This window comes from Neorhizobium sp. S3-V5DH (genome assembly GCF_004343065.1).
Taxonomy (GTDB): Bacteria; Pseudomonadota; Alphaproteobacteria; order Rhizobiales; family Rhizobiaceae; genus Neorhizobium; species Neorhizobium huautlense.
Genome location: NZ_SMCL01000008.1, coordinates 1 through 25,131, shown reverse-complemented (window position 1 = coordinate 25,131; position 25,131 = coordinate 1). Strand labels below are relative to the sequence as shown.

The window sequence follows — 25,131 nt, the reverse complement described above, 5'->3', positions numbered from 1 at the left end:
GCCGTGGCCTCAAGTTATCATGCCGCAAGGAAGCCTGTTTCAAGCCGCCTCGCGGAACCGGTAACCTACGCCGTAGAGCGTTTCGATCATATCAAAGTCGTTGTCGACCATCTTGAATTTCTTGCGCAGCCGTTTGATGTGGCTGTCGATCGTGCGATCGTCCACATAGACCTGCTCGTCATAAGCCGCATCCATCAGCGCGTCGCGGCTCTTCACGACTCCTGGCCGCTGCGCCAAGGAATGCAGGATCAGAAACTCGGTCACCGTCAGTGTCACCGGCTCGCCCTTCCAGGTGCATGTGTGACGCTCCTGGTCCATAAGGAGCTGGCCCCGCTCCAGCGTGCGCGCGGCCTGCTGATCCGATGCCACCTTTCCGCTTCCGACAGCCTGCGCTTCGCGGCTGCCCGCGCGGCGCAAGATCGCCTTCACCCGTTCCACCAGAAGACGCTGTGAGAACGGTTTGGTGATGAAATCATCGGCGCCCATCTTCAGTCCGAACAGCTCGTCGATCTCCTCGTCCTTGGACGTCAGGAAGATGACGGGCAGGTCCGACTTCTGACGAAGTCGCCGCAACAGTTCCATTCCGTCCATGCGCGGCATCTTGATATCGAAGATTGCCAGCTGCGGCGGGCGGGCGATCAGCCCGTCGAGCGCAGAGGCGCCGTCCGTATAGGTTTCAACCTTGTATCCTTCCGCCTCCAGTGCAATCGACACCGAAGTCAGGATATTGCGGTCGTCGTCCACGAGCGCGATTGTCTGCATGCTCTCCGTCTCCGTCACCATTTATGCGCATCTCCCGGAATCGCCCCAGCCCGGGGGCTTCAGCCGATGCGCTTCTTGAGTATAAAGGTGGAACAAATTGTGGCAAAGATAAAGGGGCGGCTTACGATCCTAGAATTGTATCAGAAATTCGACGTGCCGCTAACGCGGGATTAAAACCATCCTTAAACCGATTTAAAGAGTAATAAATTTTTTTAAATCGATTAATTAATTGATATTGCTAGGCAATTTTAGGAATTGCCCTTGCCCTTTCCGAAATCCCCCATTAATTTCGCGCCACGTTCAACTATAAGCGGAAGGAATGCGCGCATGGAGGAGTTTGGACTTCACAACCCGTCCAACGGGTTGGCGGCGATCGGTTTCGGCGATGTATCGCGTGTCAATTACAATTTGTCCGAAGTCGAGCTTTATGAAGAAGCCATTCGCCGCGGTGAAGCCGATCTGACGGCCGACGGCGCGCTGAGGGCCATCACGGGACAGCACACCGGCCGGTCCCCCAAGGACAAATTCATCGTCCGCGACGGCAATACCGAAGACCAGATCTGGTGGGACAATAACAAGCCCATGTCGCCGGAACACTTCGAGGTCCTGCGGAAGGACATGCTCGCCCATGCCGCTGGCAAGGCTCTCTATGTGCAGGATCTGATCGGCGGCGCCGATCCGGAAAATGCGCTTCCGACCCGTATGATCACGGAACTGGCCTGGCACGCGCTGTTCATCCGCAATCTTTTGATCCGGCCGAACCGCGCCTCTCTCGAAAACTTCGTGCAGAAGCTGACCATCATCAACCTCCCGAGCTTCCGCGCTGACCCGGCCCGCCACGGTTGCCGCTCGGAGACGGTCATTGCTTGCGACTTGACCAATGGCCTGGTTCTGATCGGCGGCACGTCCTATGCGGGCGAGAACAAGAAGTCAGTTTTCACGGTCCTGAATTATTTGTTGCCGGCCAAGGGCGTCATGCCGATGCACTGCTCGGCAAATGTCGGCTCGGCGGACGATACCGCCGTTTTCTTCGGCCTTTCGGGGACCGGCAAGACGACGCTTTCGGCTGATCCCAGCCGAACCCTTATCGGCGACGACGAGCATGGTTGGGGCGAGACCGGCGTCTTCAATTTCGAAGGCGGCTGCTATGCCAAGGCAATCAGGCTATCTGCCGAGGCGGAACCGGAAATCTATGCCGCGACCCGCAGGTTCGGCACCGTGCTCGAGAATGTCGTGCTTGACGAGAACCGCGTTCCGGACTTCAACGACAGCTCGCTGACCGAAAACACCCGCAGCGCCTATCCCCTGCATTTCATCCCGAACGCATCGGAAACCGGCCTTGCACCGCATCCGAAGACGATCATCATGTTGACGGCCGATGCCTTCGGCGTCATGCCGCCGATCGCCAAGCTGACGCCGGAACAGGCCATGTATCACTTCCTTTCCGGTTATACCGCCAAGGTCGCCGGTACGGAAAAAGGCGTGACAGAGCCGGAGGCCACCTTCTCGACCTGCTTCGGCGCTCCCTTCATGCCGCGCCATCCGGCCGAGTACGGCAATCTGCTCAAGGAGCTGATCGCCCGTCACGGCGTCAATTGCTGGCTGGTCAATACCGGTTGGACCGGCGGCGCTTACGGCGTCGGTCGCCGTATGCCGATCAAGGCAACCCGCGCTCTGTTGACCGCCGCTCTCAACGGCAGTCTCAACAGCGCCGAGTTCCGCACGGATCCGAATTTCGGTTTTGCGGTGCCCGTTGCCGTCGAGGGTGTCGACAACTCTATTCTCGACCCGCGCTCGACCTGGGCCGACGGCTTGGCTTACGACGTTCAGGCGCAGAAGCTGGTTTCGATGTTCATTTCGAACTTCGAGAAGTTCGAGGATCACGTCGACAGCGAGGTGCGCGACGCGGCGCCTGGATTTCTCGTCGCCGCCGAATAAGCTCAAGCAATGATTCACGTGGAACCGCCGGCTGCTCAGCTGGCGGTTTTCTTTTTGCCGGCTTTGTGGGAAAGATGCGGCCAAACGCAAAGACCCGTCGATCATGGCCAGCAATCCCCTCGTTATCAACAGCCGCATTACCATCGCCGGATGGGAATTGACCGAGCAGTTCGTGCTTGCCGGCGGTCCGGGCGGGCAGAACGTCAATAAGGTCTCCACAGCCGTTCAGCTGTTCTTCGATATCGCCAATTCCCCCTCGCTGCCTGAGCGAATCAAGGCAAATGCCCTCAAGCTTGCCGGAAAACGGGTGTCGAAGGACGGTGTGCTGATGATAGAAGCGAGCCGTTTCCGGAGCCAGGAGCGCAACCGCGAAGAGGCGCGCGAGCGGTTGAAGGAACTGATCCTGGAGGCCGCCAAACCGCCGCCGCCGCCAAGAAAAGCCACCAAGCCGACCAAAGGTTCGGTCGAGCGCCGGCTGAAGGAGAAGTCCGGCCGCTCGGAGGTGAAGAAAATGCGGGGCCGCCCCACCGGAGATTGACTTGGCAACGCTATCGAACGGCATACGTCATCTGCCGGAATATCTGGATCGGCCGGCGCAGGAACGCCTGGTCGAGAGGATTCGCGCCATTGTAACGGAAGCGCCGCTCTATGTGCCGGAAATGCCCGGCACGGGAAAACCCATGTCGGTGCGCATGACGAATTGCGGGTCGCTCGGCTGGGTGACCGACAAGGATGGGGGCTATCGGTATCAACCGTTTCATCCGCTAACGGGGAAGCCATGGCCCGCCATTCCGCAGGAACTGATCGATCTGTGGACGTCGCTCTCGGACTACCCGAAAGCGCCGGAAGCCTGTCTCGTCAATTTCTATTCGGACGAGGCCAAGATGGGGCTGCACCAGGACAGGGACGAGATCGATCTGGCAGCGCCGGTTCTTTCGGTCTCACTTGGCAACAGCTGTCTGTTCCGGGTCGGTGGCTTGAGCCGCAAGGACCCGACGCGTTCCTTCCGGCTGGCGAGCGGGGATATCGTAGTGCTCGGCGGGGAAGGGCGGCTGGTCTTCCACGGCGTCGATCGCATCTATCCCGGCACGTCTACGCTTCTGAAGAACGGCGGCCGGATCAATCTGACCCTTCGCCGAGTCAACATCTAAAATTATCGATAGCCGCCGATCCATCGCCTACAATTTGCGGAGCGACACCGTTTCCACGAGGTGATTGCGCCCCTTACGCAGGATGAGGTCGGCGCGAGGACGCGTCGGCAGGATGTTCTGCCGCAGGTTCTTGAGATTGATGTTTTCCCAAAGCCCCTCGGCGACGGCGCGTGCTGCGTCCGCGTCAATGGCAGCGTATTTCTTGAAGAAGGAAGTCGGATCGCGGAAGGCGGTCTGGCGCAGTTTCATGAAGCGCTGGACGTACCAGGTATGAATCTGCTCCTCGTCCGCGTCGATATAGATCGAAAAATCGAAGAAATCCGAAACGATCGGCACGATCTTTCCATCGGCGGGCAACGCCCGCGACTGCAGGACATTGATGCCTTCGAAGATCAATATGTCCGGCCGGTCGACGAGAGTGAATTCGTTGGGCAGCACGTCATAGGTGAGGTGCGAATAGCGCGGCGCCTTGACGTTGGGCTCGCCTGCCTTGATCGCCGAAAGAAAGCGCAGGATGGCGCCCACGTCGTAGCTTTCCGGAAAACCCTTGCGCTCCATCAGGTTCTCGCGCTGCAGCACGGCATTGGGATGGAGAAAACCGTCTGTGGTGATCAGATCCACCTTCGGGCTCGACGGCCATCTGGCGAGCAATTCCTGCAGGATACGCGCTGTCGTCGATTTGCCGACGGCCACCGACCCGGCGATTCCAATGATGAAAGGCGTCTTGGTGACGTCCGAGAGGCTCAGGAAGCGGTTTCTCTGCTGGAATAGAAGCTGAGAAGCTTCGACATGCGAAGACAGCAGGCGCGAGAGCGAGAGATAGATCCGCCGCACCTCGTCGAGATCGATCGGGTCGTCGAGGGATCTAAGCCGCCCTACCTCGTCCGCCGTCAGCGTCAGGGGCGTATCGGCGCGGAACCTCGCCCATTCGTCAGCCGTGAATCGATGATAGGGCGAGTAATATTCGACAATCGCGTCCGGATCGGACGTTTCGGCGGATTGAGGTGCTATATTCATGATGTCGGCCGGCCCGCCTTTTCCTGGATCCCGGATTGACCGGTCCGCCGTTGAAGCTCTTCCAGGATATCCTGTAGCGGGATGCCGGCAATATTCAATACGACCATAAGGTGATAGAGGAGGTCCGCGCTTTCGCCGACCAGATCCTTCCGGTCCTGTGAGACTGCCGCAATGACCGTCTCGACGGCCTCTTCGCCAAGCTTCTTGGCGGCCTTCATCTGCCCGGCGGCCACGAGCTTCGCCGTCCAGGATTCATCGGGCGAGGCCTTGGCGCGCTGCGCCACGATCCGTTCGAGGTCACCAAGAGAAAATTCACTCACACTGTCTCTCCCGGTCAGTCGAGCCGCATCGCAACGCCATGCTCGGCCATATAATGCTTCGCTTGACCCACCGTATAGGTACCGAAATGGAAAATCGATGCGGCGAGCACGGCGGTGGCGTGGCCTTCCTTGATGCCTGCGACCAGATCGTCGAGATTGCCGACACCGCCGGATGCGACGACGGGCGCTCGGACGCTATCGGCAATCGTGCGCGTCAGTTGTAGGTCGTAGCCGCTTTTCGTGCCGTCGCGGTCCATGGAGGTCACAAGCAGTTCGCCCGCGCCCCGCTCCACCATCTTGATCGCAAATTCGACCGCATCGATGCCTGTCGGATTGCGCCCGCCATGGGTGAAGATCTCCCATCGGGCGGTTTCATCAGCAGCCGATACCTTCTTGGCATCGATCGAGACGACGATGCACTGGTTGCCGAACTTGTCGGCCGCCTCTGCCACGAAATCCGGATTGTTGACGGCGGCCGAATTGATCGAGACCTTGTCCGCTCCGGCCAGCAGCAGCTTGCGGATGTCGGAAGTGGCCCGCACCCCGCCGCCGACGGTGAGCGGCATGAAACAATGCTCTGCCGTGCGGGCAACCACGTCAAAGATGGTTTCGCGATTGTCCGAAGAGGCGGTGATGTCGAGGAAGCACAATTCGTCGGCGCCGGCAGCATCATAGGCTTTTGCGGCCTCCACCGGATCTCCGGCATCGATGAGATCGACGAAGTTCACGCCTTTCACGACGCGGCCGTCCTTAACATCCAGGCAAGGAATAACGCGGGCCTTCAAGGTCATGCGGCACGTCCTTTCTGGGCGCGGATCAACGCCAATGCCTGCGCGGGATCGATACGGCCGTCGTAAAGCGCGCGGCCGGAAATTGCACCTTCGAGCCGCGCCGCATCCGGTTCCAGCATGCGGGCGATATCGTCAAGAGAAGCAAGCCCGCCGGACGCGATCACTGGGATGGAAACAGCATTCGCAAGCTCAAGCGTCGAAGGCCAGTTGATACCGGTCAGAATGCCGTCGCGATCGATATCCGTGTAGATGATGGCTGAAACGCCGGCTCCCTCGAACTTCCGGGCAAGCTCGATGACGCCAAGTTCCGAAGCCTCGGCCCAGCCTTCGACGGCGACCTTGCCGCCCTTGGCATCGATGCCGACGGCGACCTTGCCGGGAAACTTCTTGCAGGCTTCGATCACCAGCCCCGGGTCGCGCACGGCAACGGTTCCGAGGATGACGCGGGCAAGTCCGCGCGAAAGCCAGGCTTCAATATGATCGAGCGTCCGGATGCCGCCGCCGAGTTGAACGGGGTTCTTCGTGGCTTTCAAGATTGCATCGACGGCGGCGCCGTTGACGCTTTCGCCGGCGAAGGCACCATTCAGGTCAACCACGTGCAGCCATTCGAAGCCTTGGTCCTCGAAGGCCTTGGCCTGCGCTGCGGGGTCGGGATTGTAGACGGTGGCCTGCGCCATGTCGCCGAGCTTCAGGCGGACGCACTGGCCGTCTTTCAAGTCTATTGCGGGAAATAGGATCATGGGGTGTTCAGTCCTGGCAGTACGCGAGCTCAAGGCTTCCAGCGCAGAAAATTGGAGATCAGGGCGAGGCCCAGTGTCTGGCTCTTTTCCGGGTGGAACTGAGAGCCCACGACATTGTCGCGTCCGACAAAAGCCGTCATGGCGCCGCCGTACTCGGTGGTGGCGATCACGTCGTGCCGGTGTTTTGCCGCCAGATGGTACGAATGCACGAAATAGGCGTGCAGCCCGGCGGGACCTGTCGGAATGCCTTCGAAGAGCGGGTGGGGGTGATGCAGGTCGAGCGTGTTCCAGCCGATCTGCGGGATTTTCAGGTGAGGGTCGTTGGGGGTCATCTCGACAACGTCTCCCTCGATCCAGCCGAACCCTTCGGTGATCGTCTTCTCTAGCCCACGCGAAGACATAAGCTGCATGCCGACGCAGATGCCGAGAAAGGGGCGCCCTTTATGTTCGACGACGTCTATGATGGCGTCCCGCATGCCCGGAACCGCATCAAGCCCCGCCCGGCAATCGGCATAGGCGCCAACGCCCGGTAGTACGATCCGGTCGGCTGTCGCGACGGCATCCGCCTTGTCGGTGAGGTCGATCACGGCCTCGATGCCCGCCTCGCGGGCGGCCCGCTCGAAGGCCTTGGTCGCAGAACGCAGATTGCCCGACCCGTAGTCTATGATTGCGACGCGCATCAGCGTCCTCCTTGGTAGTCGAAAAGGCCGATACCTGGCCCTTGCCAGCCGTACGTGGACGGCTTTGCCTGCTTCGTCCATGCGCTCGGGGCCGGCAGTTGTTGTTCGTCGGGTTGCGGCAGATGGGAAAAATAGATCTCTTCCGCTGTCGCCAGATCGGGCGCGGTAATCACCGTTTCCACCGTCCAGCCGCGTCTGATCAGCGCTTCGGAGCGATAATGTCGACCTTCCAGCGCGACGAGCAAGTTGATCGCGAAGGCGCACAGGAAGCCTCCAAGCTCGAAACCGGGCAAGCTCGTCAGAAGGCCGCCGCCGATCTGGCCGAAGAGTACCACGATCCCGGCGAGCCAGAGCCTGTGCCAGATGAGCCAGATCCATGGAAAGAATAGCGCCATCCAGGAAAACCCGTCCGGCAGTACGAGCGTCGAGCGGTGGTCCCTATCCGGGCCTCCAGGCGGTGTCAGAACGAGATAGCTTCTCAAGGAGTTTCTCCCGGAGCGGCTAGACCAGCATTCCCTTTGTGGAGGGGACGCGATTGGCCTGCCGCGGATCGATTTCGGTTGCCGCGCGGAGCACCCGCGCCACGGCTTTGAAGCAGGTCTCGGCGATATGGTGGTTGTTCGCGCCGTAGTGGTTCGTCACATGCAGCGTGATGCCGGCGTTCTGGGCAAAAGCCTGGAAGAATTCCCGCACGAGTTCCGTATCGAATGCGCCGATCTTCGGCGCGCTGAAAGCGACGTTCCAGACAAGGAAAGGCCGGCCGGAAATGTCGATGGCGGCCTTGGTCATGGTTTCGTCCATAGCAAGGTCGATCGAAGCATACCGCTGAATGCCCCGCCTGTCGCCGAGCGCCTTCGAAAGTGCCTGCCCGAGCGCGATTCCGGTATCTTCTACCGTATGATGATCATCGATATGCAGGTCGCCCTTCACGTCGATATTCATGTCGATAAGCGAATGTCGTGACAACTGGTCGAGCATATGATCGAAAAAACCGACGCCCGTGGAAACCTTTGCCGCCCCGGTGCCGTCGAGATTGACGGAAACGGAAACGGAAGTCTCGTTGGTCTTGCGGGAAATGGTTCCTGCACGCCGGATCGTGGTTTCGCCCATCGGGGTCTGCTCCATGCACTAGATGAGGCTCCTTATCAGGCAGAAAGCCAAATATCCAGCAAAAGCCGGACATCCCCGTCCGCAAGATTGCATTCCGCGGCGCCCAACTTACATAGGGTCCAACGAGGCTTTTCGTGCCTCCAACCAATGCCCCCACCAGGGGCTCAACGGGTGCTGAATGACAACAATTATCACTGTACGGAAAGGCGGCAAGGTGATCATGGCTGGTGACGGCCAGGTGAGCCTCGGCCAGACCGTGATGAAGGGCAATGCCCGCAAGGTGCGCCGTATCGGCAAGGGCGAAGTGATTGCCGGTTTTGCCGGCGCCACGGCGGATGCCTTTACCCTGCTCGACCGGCTGGAAAAGAAGCTCGAGCAATATCCGGGTCAGCTCATGCGCGCGGCCGTCGAACTTGCCAAGGATTGGCGCACGGACAAGTATCTGCGCAATCTCGAAGCGATGATGCTGGTCGCCGACAAATCCACCACGCTTGCCGTGACCGGCAATGGCGACGTGCTGGAACCCGAACATGGCGTGACGGCGATCGGCTCCGGCGGGAATTTTGCTTACGCCGCCGCGCGCGCCCTGATGGATACGGACAAGTCGGCGGAAGAGATTGCCCGGCAGGCGCTCGATATTGCCGCCGACATCTGCGTCTACACCAATCACAACCTGGTTGTGGAAGCGTTGGATGCCGACAGCTGACGGCGCCCGCCGCTATCATTTCCGCGATGTCGTCAGCGAAGATTTTCCTCTGCTGGCGAAGTGGCTCGCCGAACCGCATGTGGCGGAATGGTGGGGCGAGGTCGGTGAGGAGCTGACAAGCATCAGGCACTCGATGTCGAGTATCGAAACGAGGCCTATGATCGCAGAGTTGGACGGCCAGCCGATCGCTTACCTCCAGTACTACGATCCGCATCTGGAAGAGGGGCATCCCTACCAGGATCAGCCGAAAGGCACACTTGGCATAGATATCTCGATCGGGACGCCGGATCTCATTGGAAAAGGGCATGGCAGTGCGATCGTTCGCCAGCTTGTGGATGAACTTTTCGCAGCCGGCGCCAAACGGATCGTCATCGACCCCGACCCGGAAAATATCCGCGCGATCCGCGCCTATGAAAAGGCAGGTTTCCGCTACATCGACACCAGGACATCCATCTATGGTCCGGCGCATTTCATGGCGCTGGATGCACCGGAAGAAACGGATTTGAAATGACTACTTTTTCACCCAGAGAAATCGTCTCTGAACTCGACCGCTACATCATCGGTCAGCATGACGCCAAACGCGCCGTCGCGATTGCGCTCCGCAATCGCTGGCGCCGCCAGCAGCTCGACGAGAGCCTGCGCGACGAGGTGATGCCGAAGAACATCCTGATGATCGGCCCGACCGGCGTCGGCAAGACGGAAATATCCCGCCGTCTGGCCAAACTTGCCGGAGCGCCGTTCATCAAGGTCGAAGCGACCAAGTTCACCGAGGTCGGCTATGTAGGTCGCGACGTCGAGCAGATCATTCGCGATCTCGTGGAAGTCGGGATCGGCCTGGTGCGGGAGAAGAAGCGCGCGGAAGTGCAGGCCAAGGCCCATATGAGCGCGGAAGAAAGAGTGCTCGATGCGCTTGTGGGTGCGACCGCGTCTCCAGCGACGCGCGACAGTTTCCGCAAGAGACTGCGCAACGGAGAGATGGACGACAAGGAGATCGAGATCGAAATCTCCGATACGGGCTCAGGTATGCCCGGCTTCGAAATTCCAGGCATGCCGGGCGCCAATATCGGCGTGCTCAACCTGTCCGAAATGTTCGGCAAGGCGATGGGCGGTCGTACCAAGAAGGTGCGTACGACGGTGGCGAAGTCCTATGGCGAACTGATCCGGGATGAATCCGACAAGCTGATCGACAACGAGGTCATCCAGCGGGAAGCTGTCCGGTCGGTCGAGAATGATGGGATCGTGTTCCTGGACGAGATCGACAAGATTGCCGCCCGTGACGGTGGCCTCGGTGCCGGGGTTTCCCGGGAAGGCGTCCAGCGTGACCTGCTTCCCCTGGTCGAAGGGACGACCGTTTCGACCAAATACGGGCCGGTGAAGACGGATCATGTTCTCTTCATCGCTTCCGGCGCCTTTCATGTGGCGAAGCCTTCGGACCTGCTGCCGGAACTGCAGGGCCGCCTGCCGATCCGCGTGGAACTGAGGCCTCTGACGAAGGAGGATTTCCGCCGGATCTTGACCGAAACGGAAGCAAGCCTGATCCGGCAGTACAAGGCGCTTATGGGCACGGAAGAACTGGCGCTCGATTTCACCGAGGATGCGATAGACGCATTGGCGGATGTCGCCGTACATCTCAACTCCTCGGTGGAAAACATTGGCGCCCGCCGTCTCCAGACAGTAATGGAGCGGGTTCTTGACGAAATCTCGTTCAACGCTCCGGACCAGGGAGGTACGTCGGTGATGATCGATGCGGAATATGTCCGCAAGCATGTCGGTGATCTTGCCGCCGATACCGATCTGTCCCGTTACATTCTATAGTGTCGCAACGTGGCAGCCGGGCAACGTCCGGCTGCTTTTATGCAGACTGACGGGATTTTGAATGGTCGCGTCTCGACAGGTCGGTGACGATTCACGTAAGGGGGACGTGTTTTCTGGAAATGCGGTTCCCCCTTGAAGCGAGCCGATGGAATGGCTTTAAGCATCCCGTGCCGGAAGCCGGCATAGACGAAATCCTGGGACACGAAATCTTGAGACGCATTCTTCTGGCATTGGTTCTTGCCGTCGCTCTACCGGCGGCTTCCTCCGTTTTCGCCACCGGTCTGACGGTGGTGCCGGAGGGAAATCGCCATGCCGAGCAACCGAAGGTGCCGGGTGCGTCGGTGCGCCGGACCCGTGCCGGCAAGACCAGCTTCGATGAAAAATACGAAAAGATCCGCGATCTGCTCGCCTCCGACAGGAAGCTGGTCGCCAAAATCAAGGCGACCGCTGCCGACTATGGCATCGACGCGATCCACATGATCGGCGCGATCGTCGGCGAACACACCTACAATGTCGACGCCTATGACCGGCTCCAGACCTATTATGTCAAGGCAGCGGCTTATGCCGGCAACAGTTTCCGGTTCGGCTACGGCGACGAGTCGATCCAGGAATTTCTCGCCCGGCCGGAATTCGAAAAATGTGACGACGTTTCCGATTCCTACCGCCTGTGGACCTGCCGCGAGACTGTCTGGGAGCGGAGTTTCCGGGGCCGCACTGTGACGGGCGTGTCCTATCCAGACAACCGTTTCAGCGCCGTCTTCTTCCAGCCCTTTTATGCCGGCCAGACCTTCGGCCTCGGCCAGGTCAATCCGCTGACGGCCTTGATGTTGTCGGACATGGTTGCAAGGACATCCGGCTATCCGAAGCTGGATGAAAACAAAGCTGCGAGCGTCTATGATGCAATCATGGATCCGGACAAATCGCTTGCCTATATGGCCGCCAGCATCCGCCGCGCCATCGACGATTATAAGACTATTGCGGGCATCGACATCTCCCGCAACCCCGGCGTCACCGCGACCCTTTACAACACCGGCGGATCGGCCGAACGCGCCGCAGCGCTGAAGAACCGCGGCGGTCTGCCCGAGGAGAATTATTACGGCTGGCTCGTCAACGACAAGCTGGCCGAGTTGAAATCTCTTCTCTGAGGGCTGATATTCTTCCTCAGGAGACCTTTGAGGAGGGCCGTCGATGGACATGCGCCCCGAACCCTTCGTACCGCCGGCGCCCGTACCGCGTAATCGGCTGCTCAATCCCGCCGAGGTGATCTGGATCGCTCTGCGCAATCCCTTGGAGCTTTGGGGCCGGGCTTCCTATACCCTGCCTTGGATTGAGACGAAGTTCTTCAAGGAGAGGACCCTGATCGTCAATCATCCGGGTCTTATCCGCCACATCATGGTCGACAACTCCGCAAACTACGAGATGTCGGAAATCCGCCAGCTGGTCTTGCGCCCGATCCTGAAGGACGGATTGCTGACCGCCGAGGGAGAGGTCTGGAGGCGCTCGCGCAGAGCCATGGCGCCTGTCTTCACCCCCAGGCATTCCAAAGGCTTCGCGGGCCAGATGCTGGCCGAAGTGCTGGAATTCGCCAGGAAATATCAGGACGTTGGCGCTGGTGGGAAAGTCTTCGACATCTCCGTCGAAATGACCGATCTCACCTATGCCATCCTGTCCGAGACGCTGTTCTCCGGCGAAATTGCCGGGGGCAAGGACTCGGTATCGGAGGACGTCGACCAGCTCCTGCATCGAATGGGGCGTATCGACCCCATGGACATGATGCGTGCACCGCCCTGGGTGCCCCGGCTGACCCGTATCGGCGGAAGAAGGGTGCTGGAAAAATTCCGAGCCATCGTGGCGGAGACCATGGCGCTTCGTCGCGAGCGGATGCGCAAGGACCCGGACACGGTGCCGCAGGACTTCCTGACGCTTCTTCTGCAGCTGGAAGGTCCCGAAGGCCTGACTCGGGACGAGATTGAGGACAATATCCTGACGTTTATCGGCGCTGGCCACGAAACGACGGCCCGGGCGCTTGCCTGGACACTCTATTGCGTGGGGCAATCGCCCTATATCCGCGAGCGTATGGAAGAGGAAATCGACCGGGTTCTTGTGACGGGAGCAGAGCCTGTCGAGTGGCTGGATCTGATGCCGTGGGTGCGGGCTGCCTTCGAAGAGGCGTTGAGGCTTTATCCGCCGGCACCTTCGCTGAACCGTGCTGCAATCGCACGCGATTCCTGGACGAGCCCGGAAGGGGAAGCGATCGATATCGATGCCGGGGTTACGGTTCTCGTCATGCCATGGACCCTGCATCGCCACGAGCTTCTCTGGGATAAGCCGCGCGCCTTCATGCCCGAGCGTTTCCTTCCCGAAAACCGCGGCAGCATCAACCGTTTCCAGTATCTGCCCTTCGGCGTCGGGCCAAGAACCTGCATCGGGGCGACCTTTGCGCTGCAGGAGGCGGTGATCGCACTCTCGGTGTTGATGCACCGCTATCGGTTCGACGTGACGCCGAAGACCAAGGTCTGGCCGGTGCAGAAGCTGACGACACAGCCCCGTAATGGCATGCCGATGCGAGTCAGTCTGCGACGCTCAACGTCTTCCTTGGTGAATTGATCTTTGCCAAGCATGCGATATTGATCGGAGAACGATCTTCAGGAATTTCGCGTGACCTCTCCCATTCTTTTAGGCATCGACACGGGCGGCACCTATACGGATGCCGTACTCTTCCGGGAAGGCGAGGGTGTCATCGCCAAGGCCAAGTCGCTGACGACACGGCACGATCTTGCTGATGGCATCGCCGGTGCCGTCGATGCAGTCCTTGCAAGGAGCGGGTATTCCGCCTCGGAAATCGGGCTCGTCTCTCTTTCGACCACGCTCGCCACCAATGCACTCGTCGAAGGGCAGGGCGGCCGCGCGGCATTGGTGATGATCGGCTTCGGACCGGAGGATGTCACCCGCGGCGGGCTGTCCGAAGCCCTTGGCAATGATCCCGTGATCTTTTTACCCGGCGGCCACGATGTCCATGGAAACGAAACGCCGCTCGAGATGAGCGAGCTTGACAAGGCGATGTCCGGGCTCGGTACCACCGTCTCCTCCTTTGCCGTGGCTGGCTATTTCGCCGTCCGGAATCCGGCTCACGAAATCCGGGTGAGAGACCGCATTCGAAATCTTTTGCATCTGCCGGTTACATGCAGCCATGAACTCACCTCGAAACTCGGAGGCCCGCGAAGGGCGCTGACGACGTTGCTGAACGCGCGCCTTGTCTCGATTGTCGATCGCCTGATCGGCTCCTGCGAGGATTTTCTGGCGAGCCGCGGCATATCGGCGCCGATGATGGTCGTGCGCGGCGACGGCGCGCTGATTTCTGCTTCCGAGGCTCGGCTTCATCCTATCGAAACGATCTTGTCCGGTCCGGCGGCCAGCCTGGTGGGTGCACGGTTTCTCACTGGATTGGACGAGGCCGTCGTCTCGGATATAGGCGGCACCACGACCGATGTCGCGGTGCTTGACGGAGGGCGGCCGAAGCTCGCCGAGGAAGGCGCGGTCGTGGGCGGCCATCGGACCATGGTGGAGGCCGTGGCACTGCGCACCTATGGGCTAGGCGGCGATTCGGAGGTGCATATCGATGATCGCGGCCTCGATGCCCGATTCACGCTGGGTCCTCGGCGTCTGTTGCCGCTCAGTTTGCTGGCTGCAACGCACGGCGAAGCGGTTATCTCCTCTCTCGAGAGGCAATTGCGTGCCACCCATGTCGGTCGGCATGACGGCCGGTTTGCGGTGCGCACAGGAGTGCCGGATATGGTGGCTCAGGGCCTGCCGACGCCGGAGCAGGCCCTCTATGCCCGAATAGGAGAGGGGCCGATCGCACTCAACGATCTCTTGACGATGAACTCCCAGAAGGCGGTACTGGACCGGTTGGTTGCGCGCGGCCTGGTGCATCTGGCAGGCCTGACGCCTTCGGACGCCCTGCATGTGCTTGGACGGCAGAACCAATGGAATGGCGACGCGGCACGAATGGGGCTGGAACTTGCGATCCGGCGCAAGGATGGCTCCGGCCGACAGATCGCGGGATCGCCGGAGGAATTCGCCGAGAAGATCGTCTACCGGCTGACCCGCCAATCGTCGGAGGCTGTCCTTGCGACCTGTCTGGCGGAAGATGGGGCGGAAGGGATCGATCCATCCGTTTCATTGGCTGTCGACCGGGCACTCAAGAAAAGCCCCGGCATCGCCCGCTTGCTGCTGTCGCTCGATCGGCCGCTGATCGGGCTCGGGGCTTCGGCTCCTGTCTATTATCCTGCGGTGGCGGATATGCTGGGCGCAGAAGCCGTCATTCCGTCGGACGCCGATGTCGCCAATGCGGTCGGGGCGGTCGTGGGGCAAATCCGCGCGGTCGTCAGTGTCGTCGTGACCTCTCCGGATGAAGGTCGATTTATCCTGTCCGGCGGTGGCGAACGACTGGCGATCGTTGGAGAGGCCTCAGCACTGGCGGCTGCACGGGAACGAGCGGTATCCGCGGCGCTGGCACAGGCCAAAGCCGGGGGAGCCGACGAGGCGGTCGTCACGCTTTCGGAAGATGTGGACGCGCCGGAAATCGAAGGGTCGAGAAAACTCATAGAGGCCAGGATTACGGCCACGGCCACGGGAAGGCCGCGGATCGCCGCAGGTTGAGGCGGAACCGAACCGTTTCAGGCCTTCGTCGCATTGACACCCGTCCTTGCCCGCGCAATGTGAGACACTTTTTGCAGCGCACATCGGGAGGTATGCATGGGTCGCATTGAAAAGAACGGTCTCGCGATCGACGAGGAGCTTCACGATTTCCTGGTGAAGGAAGCACTCCCGGGCACCGGCGTCGATGCCGGGCGGTTTTTCTCCGAATTTTCGAAGATCGTTCATGATCTCGCATCCAAGAACCGCGCCTTGCTTGCCACCCGTGACGCTTTTCAGCAGAAGCTGGACGACTGGTACCGCAAGAACGGCGCGCCAACGGATCTAGCGGCCTATGAGGCTTTCCTCCGCGAGATCGGTTATCTCTTGCCCGAAGGGCCGGATTTCAGCGTCTCGACCGACAAGGTCGATCCCGAGATTGCCGGGATCGCCGGGCCGCAGCTCGTCGTGCCGGTGATGAACGCCCGGTACGCGCTGAATGCCGCCAATGCGCGCTGGGGTTCGCTCCATGACGCGCTCTACGGAACGGATGCCATTCCCGAAGCCGACGGAGCCGAAAAGGGCAAGGGCTATAATCCGGTTCGCGGCGCGAAGGTGATTGCCTGGGCGCGCGAATTCCTCGATCGGTCCGTGCCGCTGTCGGGGGCAAGCTGGAGCGAAGTCACCTCCTTCGTCGTCACCGATGCCAAGCTGAAGGTTGCAGCCCAGGATGGCAAGACCGTCGAGCTTGCCGACCCTACTCAATTTGCCGGCTATCTTGGCCAGCCGTCGCAGCCGACCCATTTGCTGCTGAGAAGGAACGGCCTGCATATCGAGATCGTGATCGACGCAACCACGCTGACCGGCAAGGACGATCCGGCGAAGATCTCGGATGTCCGCCTCGAGTCGGCCATCACCACGATCATGGATTGCGAGGATTCCGTCGCCGCCGTCGACGCGGAAGACAAGGTCGTGGTCTATCGCAATTGGCTTGGCCTGATGAAAGGCGATCTGGCAGAAGAAGTCGAGAAGGTGGGCAAGAGCTTCACCCGAAAGCTGAACCCTGACACGGACTATTTCGCGCCGGACGGCTCGCGGTTTTCGCTGAAGCGCCGTTCACTGATGCTGGTGCGCAATGTCGGGCACCTGATGACCAATCCGGCCGTGCTGGATAGCGAGGGCCACGAGGTGCCGGAAGGGATCATGGACGCCATGGTCACGGCATTGATTGCGATCCACGATATCGGACCGAACGGTCGCCGCCAGAATTCGCGCGAAGGCTCCATGTATGTGGTCAAGCCGAAGATGCATGGACCGGAAGAAGTCGCCTTTGCCTGCGAGATATTCTCCCGGGTGGAGGAAGCGCTCGGCCTGCCCACCAATACGATCAAGATGGGGATCATGGACGAGGAGCGCCGGACGACCGTCAATCTGAAGGAATGCATCCGGCAGGCGCGGGAAAGGGTGGTCTTCATCAACACCGGCTTCCTCGACCGGACCGGCGACGAAATCCATACGTCGATGGAAGCCGGCCCGATGATCCGCAAGGGCGACATGAAGCAGGCGGCATGGATAGCGGCCTATGAGAACTGGAATGTCGACATCGGCCTGGAATGCGGGCTTTCCGGACATGCCCAGATCGGCAAAGGCATGTGGGCCATGCCCGACCTGATGGCGGCGATGCTGGAGCAGAAGATCGCCCATCCGAAGGCCGGTGCCAATACCGCTTGGGTGCCGTCTCCAACCGCTGCAACACTGCACGCGACCCACTACCACAAGGTCGATGTCGCCGAGGTTCAGGCGGGTTTGAAGAGCCGGCCGCGGGCAAAGCTTTCGGATATTCTTTCCGTTCCGGTGGCACTACGGCCGAACTGGACGCCGGAGGAAATCCAACGCGAACTCGACAACAATGCCCAGGGCATCCTCGGCTATGTGGTCCGGTGGATCGATCAGGGAGTAGGCTGCTCCAAGGTGCCTGATATCAACAACGTGGGTTTGATGGAAGACCGCGCGACGCTGCGCATTTCCGCCCAGCACATGGCGAACTGGCTGCACCACGGTCTGGTCGGCGAGGAGCAGATCATCGAGACCATGAAGCGCATGGCGGCGGTCGTCGACGGCCAGAATGAAAGTGACCCCCTTTACCGCCCGATGGCGCCGGATTTCAAGGGCTCTGTTGCCTTCCAGGCCGCGCTGGACCTGGTGCTGAAGGGTCGCGAGCAGCCAAACGGCTATACCGAGCCGGTCCTGCACCGTCGGCGCATCGAACTCAAAGCAAAGCTCGCCAACTGACGGATATTTTGATTGCTGCCAAAGAAAAAGCCGCCGGAGATATCTTCGGCGGCTTTTGCGTTCACTTCGAATTTCGCGATTACTGGATCACGACGACCTTGGTGTTGCGGCCGGGGCGGACGCGGCTGTAGAGGTCGATGATGTCCTGGTTCATCAGGCGGATGCAGCCGGAAGAAGCGGCCGTGCCGATCGAGGCCCATTCCGGCGTTCCATGCAGGCGGAACAGCGTATCCTGGCCCTTTTCGTTGAAGAGATACATCGCTCGCGCCCCGAGAGGATTGCTAAGGCCCGGCCCCATGCCGTCTTCGACGTATTTTGCGACGTCCGGACGACGCACGGCCATTTCCTTCGGCGGGTGCCAGGTGGGCCATTCCTGCTTCCATGCAACGTAGGCCGTGCCGGACCAGGCGAAGCCCTGTTTGCCGACGCCAATGCCGTAGCGTACGGCCTTACCGTTCGGCAGAATATAATAGAGGAACCGCTCGCGGGTATTGACGACAATCGTGCCCGGCTTTTCGGTTGTGGAATAGCTGACGATCTGACGATGGAACTTCTTGTCCATGCGGCTGATCGGGATGGCCGGAAGAGTATAGCCGGCATCCTTTACCGAGCCGTAGGATTCGGTGAAAATCTGCGAGGTTGTGACGGTAGCCACTTCGGTGCCACCGGAAGACGACGTCGTGGAGCAGCCGGCCAGGGCGGTAGCCGCCAACAGGCCGAGTGCGAGCATGCTGTTGCGTAAGCGCATGGAAATCTCTTGGGATAAACGAATCGATTGAGGCAGGTGCGCGAGCACCTTTGATAAGCCGTTATTTTCGATTAAATTGGCCTTGGCAAGGTGCCTCGATGCTGCGAGATGGGCCGGGCGCATAATAGAAAAACGCCATTGCGTTTTTGCAACATTATCAGCGGCAGTAGCCGGAAGACATGACTATACTCAACATCGCCAGTAACAATCCATTAATAGATGGGCGTCAATCGGCGCGCGCCATGCTGGTTCGAAGAGGCGTGCAGATTCTGCTGCACGAGATGCGCCACGCGCTTTTGCCCGAGCTTGTGCTCGCGAACGGAAGGCGGGCCGACCTCATGACGATTTCCGAAAAGGGCGAAATCTGGATCATCGAAATCAAGACCTCGATCGAGGACTTCCGCGTCGACCGGAAATGGCCCGATTACCGCTCCTATTGCGACAGGCTTTTTTTCGCCACTCACAAGGACGTGCCGCTCGACATCTTTCCGGAGGATTGCGGCCTGTTCCTTTCGGACGGTTACGGCGGACATCTTCTGCGTGACGCGCCTGAACACAGGCTTGCACCTGCAACCCGCAAGGCGGTGACGTTGAATTTCTCTCGCGCTGCCGCCCAGCGGTTGATGCTGGCCGAATGGGCGAACGGCAAAAGCTTCGACGAAATGTGATTACTTCGGAGCGCGTTTCGCGAGAATGCGCTGCAGCGTGCGGCGATGCATGTTGAGCCGGCGCGCGGTTTCGGAGACGTTGCGTTCGCACATTTCGTAGACCCTCTGAATGTGCTCCCAGCGCACGCGGTCGGCCGACATTGGATTTTCCGGCACATCAGCCTTTTCGCCCGGCCGCTGCGTCAGCGCATGAAAGATATCGTCGGCATCTGCGGGTTTGGCGAGATAATCCAGCGCTCCGAGTTTCACGGCGGTCACCGCGGTCGCGATATTGCCGTAGCCGGTGAGCACGATCACCTTGGTATCTTCGCGGCTCTGGCGGATGGCTTCGATGACATCAAGTCCATTGCCATCCCCAAGGCGCAGATCCACGACTGCATATTTCGGCGGGCGGGCTTTCGACTTGGCGATGCCTTCAGCGACCGATTCGGCCGTGTCGACCTGGAATCCCCGGCTTTCCATCGCGCGCGCCAGCCGGCGCAGGAAAGGCCCGTCGTCATCGACGATCAGCAGCGACGGGTCAGGCCCCAGTCCATGATCCGTATGAGCTTTCTGATTTTCCAGGTGCGGTTCCATTTTTTTCTCCACGGGCTTTCTTGAAGGCCCGCCTTCCTTGTCAATTATGATCGTTCGCACCCGGGGTGCAAATCATTTCGGATCATGGGTTTCCATCACCGATCGCGGCCATTCGATCCGGATGCGTGCGCCCGCGTCGCCGTTGTCGCGATTGCCGAAACGGATCGACGCACCCGAGCGCTCGAGGAGCGTCTTTGCGATGAAAAGCCCGAGGCCCAGCCCGCCTGCGCGCTCGTCTTCCCGCGGTCTTTTTGTCATATATGGTTCGCCGATCCGAGAGAGAATATCCGGCGCATAACCCTGGCCATCGTCTTCGATGGTGATCGCCACGTGTTCCGCGCTGTGCTCGACCGTCACGATAACCTTGCTTCTGGCATAGTCGACGGCATTTTCGATCAGGTTTCCGAGCCCGTAGATGATGCCGGCATTGCGGCTGCCAACCGGTTCGCTCGCCCGGTCACTCTTCTCGACGAGCTTGATCTCGATGCCGAACTGACGATGGGGCGCGACCACTTCCTCTACCAGAGAAGAGAGTGGCAGGCGGCGCATATGCTCCTCGCTTTCGGCGGAGAGCGAGGTGAGCCGGCGGAGGATGTCGCGGCATCGTTCGCTCTGGCTCCTGAGGAGCTGAACATCTTCGCGGAACCGATCGTTCTCTGCGAGCTCGCGCTCCATCTCTTTGGCAACGACGCTGATCGTGGCCAGCGGTGTACCAAGTTCGTGCGCCGCCGCCGCCGCCAGTCCGTCCAGTTGCGAGAGGTGCTTTTCTCGTTCCAGCACCAGTTCCGTGGCGGCAAGCGCGTCGGCAAGCAGCGTCGCTTCATGCGAGACCCGATAGGCATAGAAGGCGGCGAACATCATCATCGAAGCGATCGAGCACCAGACGCCGAGCTGCATGACCGGCTGGATTCTCAGGGTTTCTCCCTCGTACCAGGGAACGGCATAGGGAGAGAAGGCGATCACTGTGGTGCAGATCAGCGCGAAGACGATCAAGACCAGCGAATGCCGCAGCGGCTGCGACGCAAAAGCGATGATGACCGGCACGCAGATCAGAGGCGCAAACGGATTGGCGAGCCCGCCGGTGATGAAAAGCAGGGCCGCCATCTGCAGGAGGTCGAAAGCGAGCAGCGCCAGGGCCGACTTTGGACCCAGCCGGTGCGTTTGCGGAAACCAGACGGAAAGGATGAGGTTCGCAACGGCCAGCGCCCCGATCAGGATGGCCGCCTCCTTTAAAGGAAGCGGGAAATCCAGCAGCAGCCCGACGACCAGCACGGTGATCGTCTGGCCCGTGACCGCAAGCCAGCGCAGCCGTACCAATGTTTCAAGCCGGATGCGGCGGCTGGAAGGGCCGAACTGCGCGTAACGCACCGATGAACTGTCTGGACTCAACGCCTTGCCTCTGCTTTCCGGCGGATGCCGATGAAATCGACCCGCTTCATAAACCGGCTCGACATCGGGTCGCAGGCGGCATTCTGTCACGTCCCTCGCGGTTTGGCACGTGTCGTCGGGGAAGCCTCCGAAGGATCTTCAGGCCAAGGATGTCTTGGATATCGTCCGCGCATCTCGGCCCGCACATCCTTCCAGGATCCCGCCCAGAAGCCGGGAAGGTCGCGGGTTGTCTGGATCGGGCGATGCGCCGGCGAAGTAAGCTCCAGCAGCAACGGCAGCCTCCCGCCCGCGACGGCCGGATGTTTCTTCAGCCCGAACAGTTCTTGCACGCGGATTGCCAGGACCGGCTCTTCGCCATCGTAGCGTATGGGATGACGCTGGCCTGTCGGCGCCTCGAAATGCGTGGGCGCAAGTTTGCCGAGATCCTGCGCCGCCGCATGAGGAATGAGCGAGCGCAGCCCTTCAAAAAGGCCTCCCGCATCCACGGCATCGAGGCTCGAAGCGTTGCTCTGGAACGGCACGAACCACTCGTCGAGCCGGGCGAGCAGCGCTTCGTCGCTCATGTCCGGCCATGGTTCGCCGATCGTGCGGTTAAGAAAGCCGATCCTTTCGCGAAGCTGTGTGCCATCCCGGGAGAACGGCAGGGCCTGGAGACCGAGCTCGCGGACGCCATCGGCAAGCGCCTTGGCCGCCGCTTCGCCATGCGGGCGCGGCAGTGGTTTTTCCTCGAGGATGATGGCGCCGAGGCGTCTCACCTGGCGGGCGCGCGCCTGCCGGCTGGCGCGGTCGAAGAAGCATTCATCCCTTTGTTCGATCGCGTCGGACAGCTCCTCTTCCACGTCCGCCCGGGTAATCTCTGCCGCTGCGAGGATGCGCGCTTGCGCGGCTCGACCGGTAAGATCGGCAACGACAAGCATCTGCGCCGAAGCAAGCCTTTCCGTTTCCGGCAGTTCCGCGCCCCGGCCATTCGTCATGACAAAGCGCCCGCGGCCGCCTCGCTGAAGGGCGACCCGATCCGGATAGGCATGAAGCAGAAGCCGGCCGGCTGGGACTATTTCGCCCGCTCGCGCAGCTTTTGGCAAATTGGATGCAATTCTCTCTGCGAGTTTTCTTGCCGAATCGGCCCGGTCGCCGCGTTCGTTGCGGAAGCGCCTCAGCCGCTCATCGAGATCGACATCGTTTCCGCCGAGCCCCTGCTCGGTGAGAAGCACGGCGAGCAGGCATGCCTGACGACCAAGGCCCTCTTTTGCGGCGGAAATCGCCATGGCGGAAAGCCTGGGCGGAAGAGTAAGTTCGCGCATCAGGCGTCCTTTTCCGGTCAAGCTGCCCTGGTCGTCGAGTGCGCCGAGCTCTGAAAGCAGCGCCACTGCCTCTTTAAAGGCCGGCGCAGGCGGCGGATCGAGAAAGGCAAGTGCTGCGGGATCCTGCACGCCCCAATGGGCAAGATCGAGCGCTAGGGCGGAAAGATCGCTTGCAAGGATTTGCGGCGGGGTGAAGGCCTGAAGTGCCGCCGTCTGGCCGGGATGCCAGAGCCGGATCGCGATCCCCGGCTCCGTGCGTCCGGCGCGTCCGGCTCGCTGGTCGGCGGAGGCGCGCGAAACCCGCACCGTCTCCAGCCGCGTGATACCCGTCGACGGTTCGAATACCGGCAGTCTCTGCAGTCCGCTGTCGATGACGATCCGCACCCCGTCGATTGTGATGGATGTCTCGGCAATTGAGGTGGCGAGCACGATCTTGCGGCTGCCTGCCGGCGCCGGCCTGATCGCCAGGTCCTGCTCCTTCTGCGTAAGGTTTCCATAAAGAGGGACGATCGTTGTTTCGGGGCCGAACTTGCCTTGGAGCCGCTCGGCGGTGCGCTGGATTTCCGCCTGTCCCGGAAGAAAAGCGAGGATCGACCCGGCGTCATGGTGGTGTGCTTCTATGATGGTGCGGGTCATGGCATCCTCGATCCGCTCGCTCGGTGCCCGGTCGCGATATCGGATATCGATCGGGAAGCTGCGGCCCTCGCTCTTGATCACCGGCGGATTGCCGAGCAACCCTGCCACCCGCTCGATGTCGAGCGTCGCCGACATGACGAGAATTCTCAGATCCTCGCGTAGTGCCGACTGCACGTCGAGCGCCAGAGCCAGCCCGAAATCGGCGTCCAGCGAGCGCTCGTGGAACTCATCGAAAATGACCGCGGAAACGCCGGTAAGTTCCGGATCGTCGAGAATCATCCGGGTGAAAACGCCTTCGGTCACCACCTCTATCCGGGTTCTCGGGGAAATGCGATTGTCGAGCCGCATCCGGTAGCCGACCCTGTCTCCGACCTGCTCTCCGAGTAGCGTGGCCATGCGCGAGGCGGCCGCGCGAGCGGCCAGCCGGCGCGGTTCGAGGAGAATGATCTTGCCGGTGCACCAGGCCTCTTCCAGCAATGCCAGCGGCACAAGCGTCGTTTTTCCTGCGCCGGGCGGCGCCGACAGCACGGCACGCGTGCCATTGGCGGCAGCCTGGGTGATCTCGCCGAGAACGTGGGTGACGGGGAGCGTCGGCAGGTTTTTGATCACCGCGCCCGGCTCCTGCAATGCTTTCATCAGCCGGGCACCTGGCCGCTGGCATGGCGATAGGCAAGAATTGCCCCCGCCAGATCCTCCAGCGCCGCACCGACGGATTTGAAAAGCGTGATCTCGTCGGCGCTGATGCGGCCTGGATGTCTTCCATGGGCCAGATCCGCAAGATCGGCTTTGATGTCGTCCTTCATGAGAACACCGTTTTTAAGCGGCTGCACGATATCCCCGCCCTCCTTCATCGCGCCGGCGCGGGTATCGACAATGACGGAAGAGCGCCGCACCGCCTCGTCGTCGCTTTCGCGCATAGTGGGCTTGAAGGCCCCGACAAGGTCGAGATGTGCCCCAGGTTTCAGCCACTCGCCGCGAATGAGCGGAGTATCCGACAGAGTTGCGCAGGAGATGATGTCTGCCCGCCGCGCCGCTTCGGCAAGATCGTCGACGATCACGGCGTCGATCCCGAGGGCCCGTGCTTCTTTGGCGGTCTCGTCAGCCTTGGTTGGATTGCGCCCCCAGATAAAAAACCGCTTGAGAGGGCGGGTTATGGAATGGGCCTGCATGAGATTGAGCGAAAGCCGCCCTGTGCCGACCATCAGCATGGTCTCGGCATGCGGGGAGGCGAGATATCTGGCAGCAAGTGCCGAGGTCGCCGCCGTCCTTCGCGCGGTCAGTTCTCCTCCTTCCACGATCGCCAGCATCTCGCCGGTTTTGCCGGACGACAGGAGATAGCTGCCGATGATGGTGGGAAGCGAGCGCAGATGGTTGTCGGGAAAAAGGTTGAGGATCTTGACGCCGATATGGTCGCCCGGCACCCAGGCCGGCATCAGCAGCATCACCGCGGTCGCTTCGCCCGGAACCTCCATGTCATGATGATGGCGCACGGGCATCACGCAATCGCTGCGGAACATGTGCTCGATAGCCTCGATCAATTCCGCCCAGGGAAGCGCTCTGCGCGTTTGTTCCTCGTTTAATACCAGCATGTCATACTCCAGCCGCCAAAAATGTCCCTCACCCTAGCAATCGCAAACGGGGCGGTTAAAGCGCTTTTTGGGGACCGACGGCTGCCTTTTCGTTAATCTTTGTTCAAATTGTTCGCGGAAACGGTCGGGTTTCGGCCCCTCCGAAGAAAAATGACATTTTTTTAAAAACGCCTGTTGACTTGTTTGTGGGCATGGATTTATAACCCCGCTCACTGACGAGGGCGGCGGCGCTGCTGGCGACGACGACTTTCGTTCTGAAGAAAT

24 protein-coding genes are annotated in these 25,131 nt (G+C 60.7%); 11 read left to right on the top strand and 13 right to left on the bottom strand.

Annotation, left to right across the window (positions count from 1 at the left end; genetic code table 11):
* Positions 1–39: 39 nt before the first annotated feature.
* Positions 40–762, bottom strand: a complete 723-nt coding sequence (locus tag EDE09_RS13670; RefSeq protein ID WP_105372275.1) for a response regulator transcription factor — start codon at positions 760–762, stop codon at positions 40–42.
* Between the two features lie 327 nt (positions 763–1,089).
* Here EDE09_RS13670 and EDE09_RS13665 point away from each other — a divergent pair, with 327 nt between their 5' ends.
* From EDE09_RS13665 to EDE09_RS13655, 3 genes are all read left to right on the top strand, one after another.
* Positions 1,090–2,700, top strand: coding sequence for a phosphoenolpyruvate carboxykinase (locus tag EDE09_RS13665; protein WP_132411024.1), 1,611 nt, complete (start codon positions 1,090–1,092; stop codon positions 2,698–2,700).
* 103 nt (positions 2,701–2,803) lie between these two features.
* Complete coding sequence (gene arfB, locus EDE09_RS13660; protein ID WP_132411022.1) at positions 2,804–3,238, top strand: alternative ribosome rescue aminoacyl-tRNA hydrolase ArfB; 435 nt, start codon at positions 2,804–2,806, stop codon at positions 3,236–3,238.
* 1 nt (position 3,239) lies between these two features.
* Positions 3,240–3,851, top strand: coding sequence for an alpha-ketoglutarate-dependent dioxygenase AlkB (locus EDE09_RS13655; RefSeq protein WP_132411020.1), 612 nt, complete (start codon positions 3,240–3,242; stop codon positions 3,849–3,851).
* 27 nt (positions 3,852–3,878) lie between these two features.
* On the opposite strand, the gene coaA is transcribed toward EDE09_RS13655, so the two are convergent.
* Genes coaA through hisB form a run of 7 tightly spaced genes read right to left on the bottom strand, consistent with a single transcriptional unit; the run spans position 3,879 to position 8,509 of the window.
* Positions 3,879–4,868: a type I pantothenate kinase gene (gene coaA / locus EDE09_RS13650; RefSeq protein WP_105372238.1), complete on the bottom strand. Its 990-nt coding sequence runs from the start codon at positions 4,866–4,868 to the stop codon at positions 3,879–3,881.
* Positions 4,865–5,188, bottom strand: coding sequence for a phosphoribosyl-ATP diphosphatase (locus tag EDE09_RS13645; protein ID WP_105372239.1), 324 nt, complete (start codon positions 5,186–5,188; stop codon positions 4,865–4,867). The genes coaA and EDE09_RS13645 overlap by 4 nt, the downstream gene beginning before the upstream one ends.
* Positions 5,189–5,202: 14 nt before the next feature.
* Complete coding sequence (gene hisF / locus EDE09_RS13640) at positions 5,203–5,979, bottom strand: imidazole glycerol phosphate synthase subunit HisF (protein ID WP_105372240.1); 777 nt, start codon at positions 5,977–5,979, stop codon at positions 5,203–5,205.
* The gene (gene hisA / locus EDE09_RS13635) at positions 5,976–6,719 is read right to left on the bottom strand and encodes a 1-(5-phosphoribosyl)-5-[(5-phosphoribosylamino)methylideneamino]imidazole-4-carboxamide isomerase (protein ID WP_132411018.1); all 744 of its coding nucleotides are present in this window, start codon (positions 6,717–6,719) and stop codon (positions 5,976–5,978) included. Before hisA ends, hisF begins: the two co-directional genes overlap by 4 nt.
* Before the next feature lie 29 nt (positions 6,720–6,748).
* The gene (hisH, locus tag EDE09_RS13630; RefSeq protein ID WP_132411016.1) at positions 6,749–7,399 is read right to left on the bottom strand and encodes an imidazole glycerol phosphate synthase subunit HisH; all 651 of its coding nucleotides are present in this window, start codon (positions 7,397–7,399) and stop codon (positions 6,749–6,751) included.
* A complete protein-coding gene (locus EDE09_RS13625; protein ID WP_132411014.1) occupies positions 7,399–7,881 on the bottom strand; it encodes a DUF2628 domain-containing protein in 483 nt (160 codons plus the stop codon). Before EDE09_RS13625 ends, hisH begins: the two co-directional genes overlap by 1 nt.
* Positions 7,882–7,900: 19 nt before the next feature.
* Entirely contained in the window at positions 7,901–8,509 is a 609-nt protein-coding gene (hisB, locus tag EDE09_RS13620; protein WP_132411203.1) for an imidazoleglycerol-phosphate dehydratase HisB, read from the bottom strand.
* A gap of 178 nt (positions 8,510–8,687) precedes the next feature.
* Between hisB and hslV the strand changes: the two genes are divergently transcribed.
* The 7 genes from hslV to EDE09_RS13585 all read left to right on the top strand — a co-directional run bounded on the left by hslV (position 8,688) and on the right by EDE09_RS13585 (position 17,960).
* Complete coding sequence (gene hslV / locus EDE09_RS13615) at positions 8,688–9,215, top strand: ATP-dependent protease subunit HslV (protein ID WP_112738415.1); 528 nt, start codon at positions 8,688–8,690, stop codon at positions 9,213–9,215.
* Positions 9,202–9,726 carry a GNAT family N-acetyltransferase gene (locus tag EDE09_RS13610; RefSeq protein ID WP_132411012.1) on the top strand — a complete coding sequence of 175 codons (525 nt, stop codon included), beginning with the start codon at positions 9,202–9,204 and terminating at the stop codon, positions 9,724–9,726. The genes hslV and EDE09_RS13610 overlap by 14 nt, the downstream gene beginning before the upstream one ends.
* Positions 9,723–11,030, top strand: a complete 1,308-nt coding sequence (hslU, locus tag EDE09_RS13605) for an ATP-dependent protease ATPase subunit HslU (protein WP_105372247.1) — start codon at positions 9,723–9,725, stop codon at positions 11,028–11,030. Before EDE09_RS13610 ends, hslU begins: the two co-directional genes overlap by 4 nt.
* 230 nt (positions 11,031–11,260) lie before the next feature.
* Positions 11,261–12,175, top strand: a complete 915-nt coding sequence (locus tag EDE09_RS13600; protein ID WP_245505143.1) for a DUF1402 family protein — start codon at positions 11,261–11,263, stop codon at positions 12,173–12,175.
* 43 nt (positions 12,176–12,218) lie between these two features.
* Positions 12,219–13,637 carry a cytochrome P450 gene (locus tag EDE09_RS13595; protein ID WP_132411008.1) on the top strand — a complete coding sequence of 473 codons (1,419 nt, stop codon included), beginning with the start codon at positions 12,219–12,221 and terminating at the stop codon, positions 13,635–13,637.
* A 51-nt stretch (positions 13,638–13,688) separates the two neighbouring features.
* A complete protein-coding gene (locus tag EDE09_RS13590; protein WP_132411006.1) occupies positions 13,689–15,692 on the top strand; it encodes a hydantoinase/oxoprolinase family protein in 2,004 nt (667 codons plus the stop codon).
* Positions 15,693–15,788: 96 nt separating this feature from the next.
* Complete coding sequence (locus EDE09_RS13585; RefSeq protein ID WP_132411004.1) at positions 15,789–17,960, top strand: malate synthase G; 2,172 nt, start codon at positions 15,789–15,791, stop codon at positions 17,958–17,960.
* A gap of 79 nt (positions 17,961–18,039) precedes the next feature.
* On the opposite strand, the gene EDE09_RS13580 is transcribed toward EDE09_RS13585, so the two are convergent.
* Positions 18,040–18,708, bottom strand: a complete 669-nt coding sequence (locus EDE09_RS13580) for a L,D-transpeptidase (RefSeq protein WP_105372276.1) — start codon at positions 18,706–18,708, stop codon at positions 18,040–18,042.
* A 179-nt stretch (positions 18,709–18,887) separates the two neighbouring features.
* Between EDE09_RS13580 and EDE09_RS13575 the strand changes: the two genes are divergently transcribed.
* Entirely contained in the window at positions 18,888–19,376 is a 489-nt protein-coding gene (locus EDE09_RS13575; RefSeq protein WP_105372252.1) for an MmcB family DNA repair protein, read from the top strand.
* Here EDE09_RS13575 and EDE09_RS13570 read toward each other — a convergent pair whose 3' ends face one another.
* The 4 genes from EDE09_RS13570 to EDE09_RS13555 all read right to left on the bottom strand — a co-directional run bounded on the left by EDE09_RS13570 (position 19,377) and on the right by EDE09_RS13555 (position 24,867).
* Positions 19,377–19,952: an ActR/PrrA/RegA family redox response regulator transcription factor gene (locus EDE09_RS13570; RefSeq protein WP_105372253.1), complete on the bottom strand. Its 576-nt coding sequence runs from the start codon at positions 19,950–19,952 to the stop codon at positions 19,377–19,379.
* A gap of 72 nt (positions 19,953–20,024) precedes the next feature.
* Positions 20,025–21,341 carry an ActS/PrrB/RegB family redox-sensitive histidine kinase gene (locus EDE09_RS13565; protein WP_245422857.1) on the bottom strand — a complete coding sequence of 439 codons (1,317 nt, stop codon included), beginning with the start codon at positions 21,339–21,341 and terminating at the stop codon, positions 20,025–20,027.
* Between the two features lie 86 nt (positions 21,342–21,427).
* Positions 21,428–23,914, bottom strand: coding sequence for an ATP-dependent helicase HrpB (gene hrpB / locus EDE09_RS13560; protein WP_132411002.1), 2,487 nt, complete (start codon positions 23,912–23,914; stop codon positions 21,428–21,430).
* Positions 23,914–24,867, bottom strand: a complete 954-nt coding sequence (locus EDE09_RS13555; protein ID WP_105372256.1) for an ornithine cyclodeaminase family protein — start codon at positions 24,865–24,867, stop codon at positions 23,914–23,916. The genes hrpB and EDE09_RS13555 overlap by 1 nt, the downstream gene beginning before the upstream one ends.
* Positions 24,868–25,131 lie beyond the last annotated feature (264 nt).

Coding starts and splice junctions, on each gene's coding strand:
- EDE09_RS13670 (WP_105372275.1), bottom strand. CDS start 762: ATGCAGACAATCGCGCTCGTGGACGACGACCGCAATATCCTGACTTCG.
- hisB (WP_132411203.1), bottom strand. CDS start 8,509: ATGGGCGAAACCACGATCCGGCGTGCAGGAACCATTTCCCGCAAGACC.
- hrpB (WP_132411002.1), bottom strand. CDS start 23,914: ATGAAAGCATTGCAGGAGCCGGGCGCGGTGATCAAAAACCTGCCGACG.
- EDE09_RS13575 (WP_105372252.1), top strand. CDS start 18,888: ATGACTATACTCAACATCGCCAGTAACAATCCATTAATAGATGGGCGT.
- coaA (WP_105372238.1), bottom strand. CDS start 4,868: ATGAATATAGCACCTCAATCCGCCGAAACGTCCGATCCGGACGCGATT.
- EDE09_RS13585 (WP_132411004.1), top strand. CDS start 15,789: ATGGGTCGCATTGAAAAGAACGGTCTCGCGATCGACGAGGAGCTTCAC.
- EDE09_RS13610 (WP_132411012.1), top strand. CDS start 9,202: ATGCCGACAGCTGACGGCGCCCGCCGCTATCATTTCCGCGATGTCGTC.
- hslU (WP_105372247.1), top strand. CDS start 9,723: ATGACTACTTTTTCACCCAGAGAAATCGTCTCTGAACTCGACCGCTAC.
- EDE09_RS13665 (WP_132411024.1), top strand. CDS start 1,090: ATGGAGGAGTTTGGACTTCACAACCCGTCCAACGGGTTGGCGGCGATC.
- hisH (WP_132411016.1), bottom strand. CDS start 7,399: ATGCGCGTCGCAATCATAGACTACGGGTCGGGCAATCTGCGTTCTGCG.
- arfB (WP_132411022.1), top strand. CDS start 2,804: ATGGCCAGCAATCCCCTCGTTATCAACAGCCGCATTACCATCGCCGGA.
- hisA (WP_132411018.1), bottom strand. CDS start 6,719: ATGATCCTATTTCCCGCAATAGACTTGAAAGACGGCCAGTGCGTCCGC.
- EDE09_RS13595 (WP_132411008.1), top strand. CDS start 12,219: ATGGACATGCGCCCCGAACCCTTCGTACCGCCGGCGCCCGTACCGCGT.
- hslV (WP_112738415.1), top strand. CDS start 8,688: ATGACAACAATTATCACTGTACGGAAAGGCGGCAAGGTGATCATGGCT.
- EDE09_RS13570 (WP_105372253.1), bottom strand. CDS start 19,952: ATGGAACCGCACCTGGAAAATCAGAAAGCTCATACGGATCATGGACTG.
- hisF (WP_105372240.1), bottom strand. CDS start 5,979: ATGACCTTGAAGGCCCGCGTTATTCCTTGCCTGGATGTTAAGGACGGC.
- EDE09_RS13555 (WP_105372256.1), bottom strand. CDS start 24,867: ATGCTGGTATTAAACGAGGAACAAACGCGCAGAGCGCTTCCCTGGGCG.
- EDE09_RS13580 (WP_105372276.1), bottom strand. CDS start 18,708: ATGCGCTTACGCAACAGCATGCTCGCACTCGGCCTGTTGGCGGCTACC.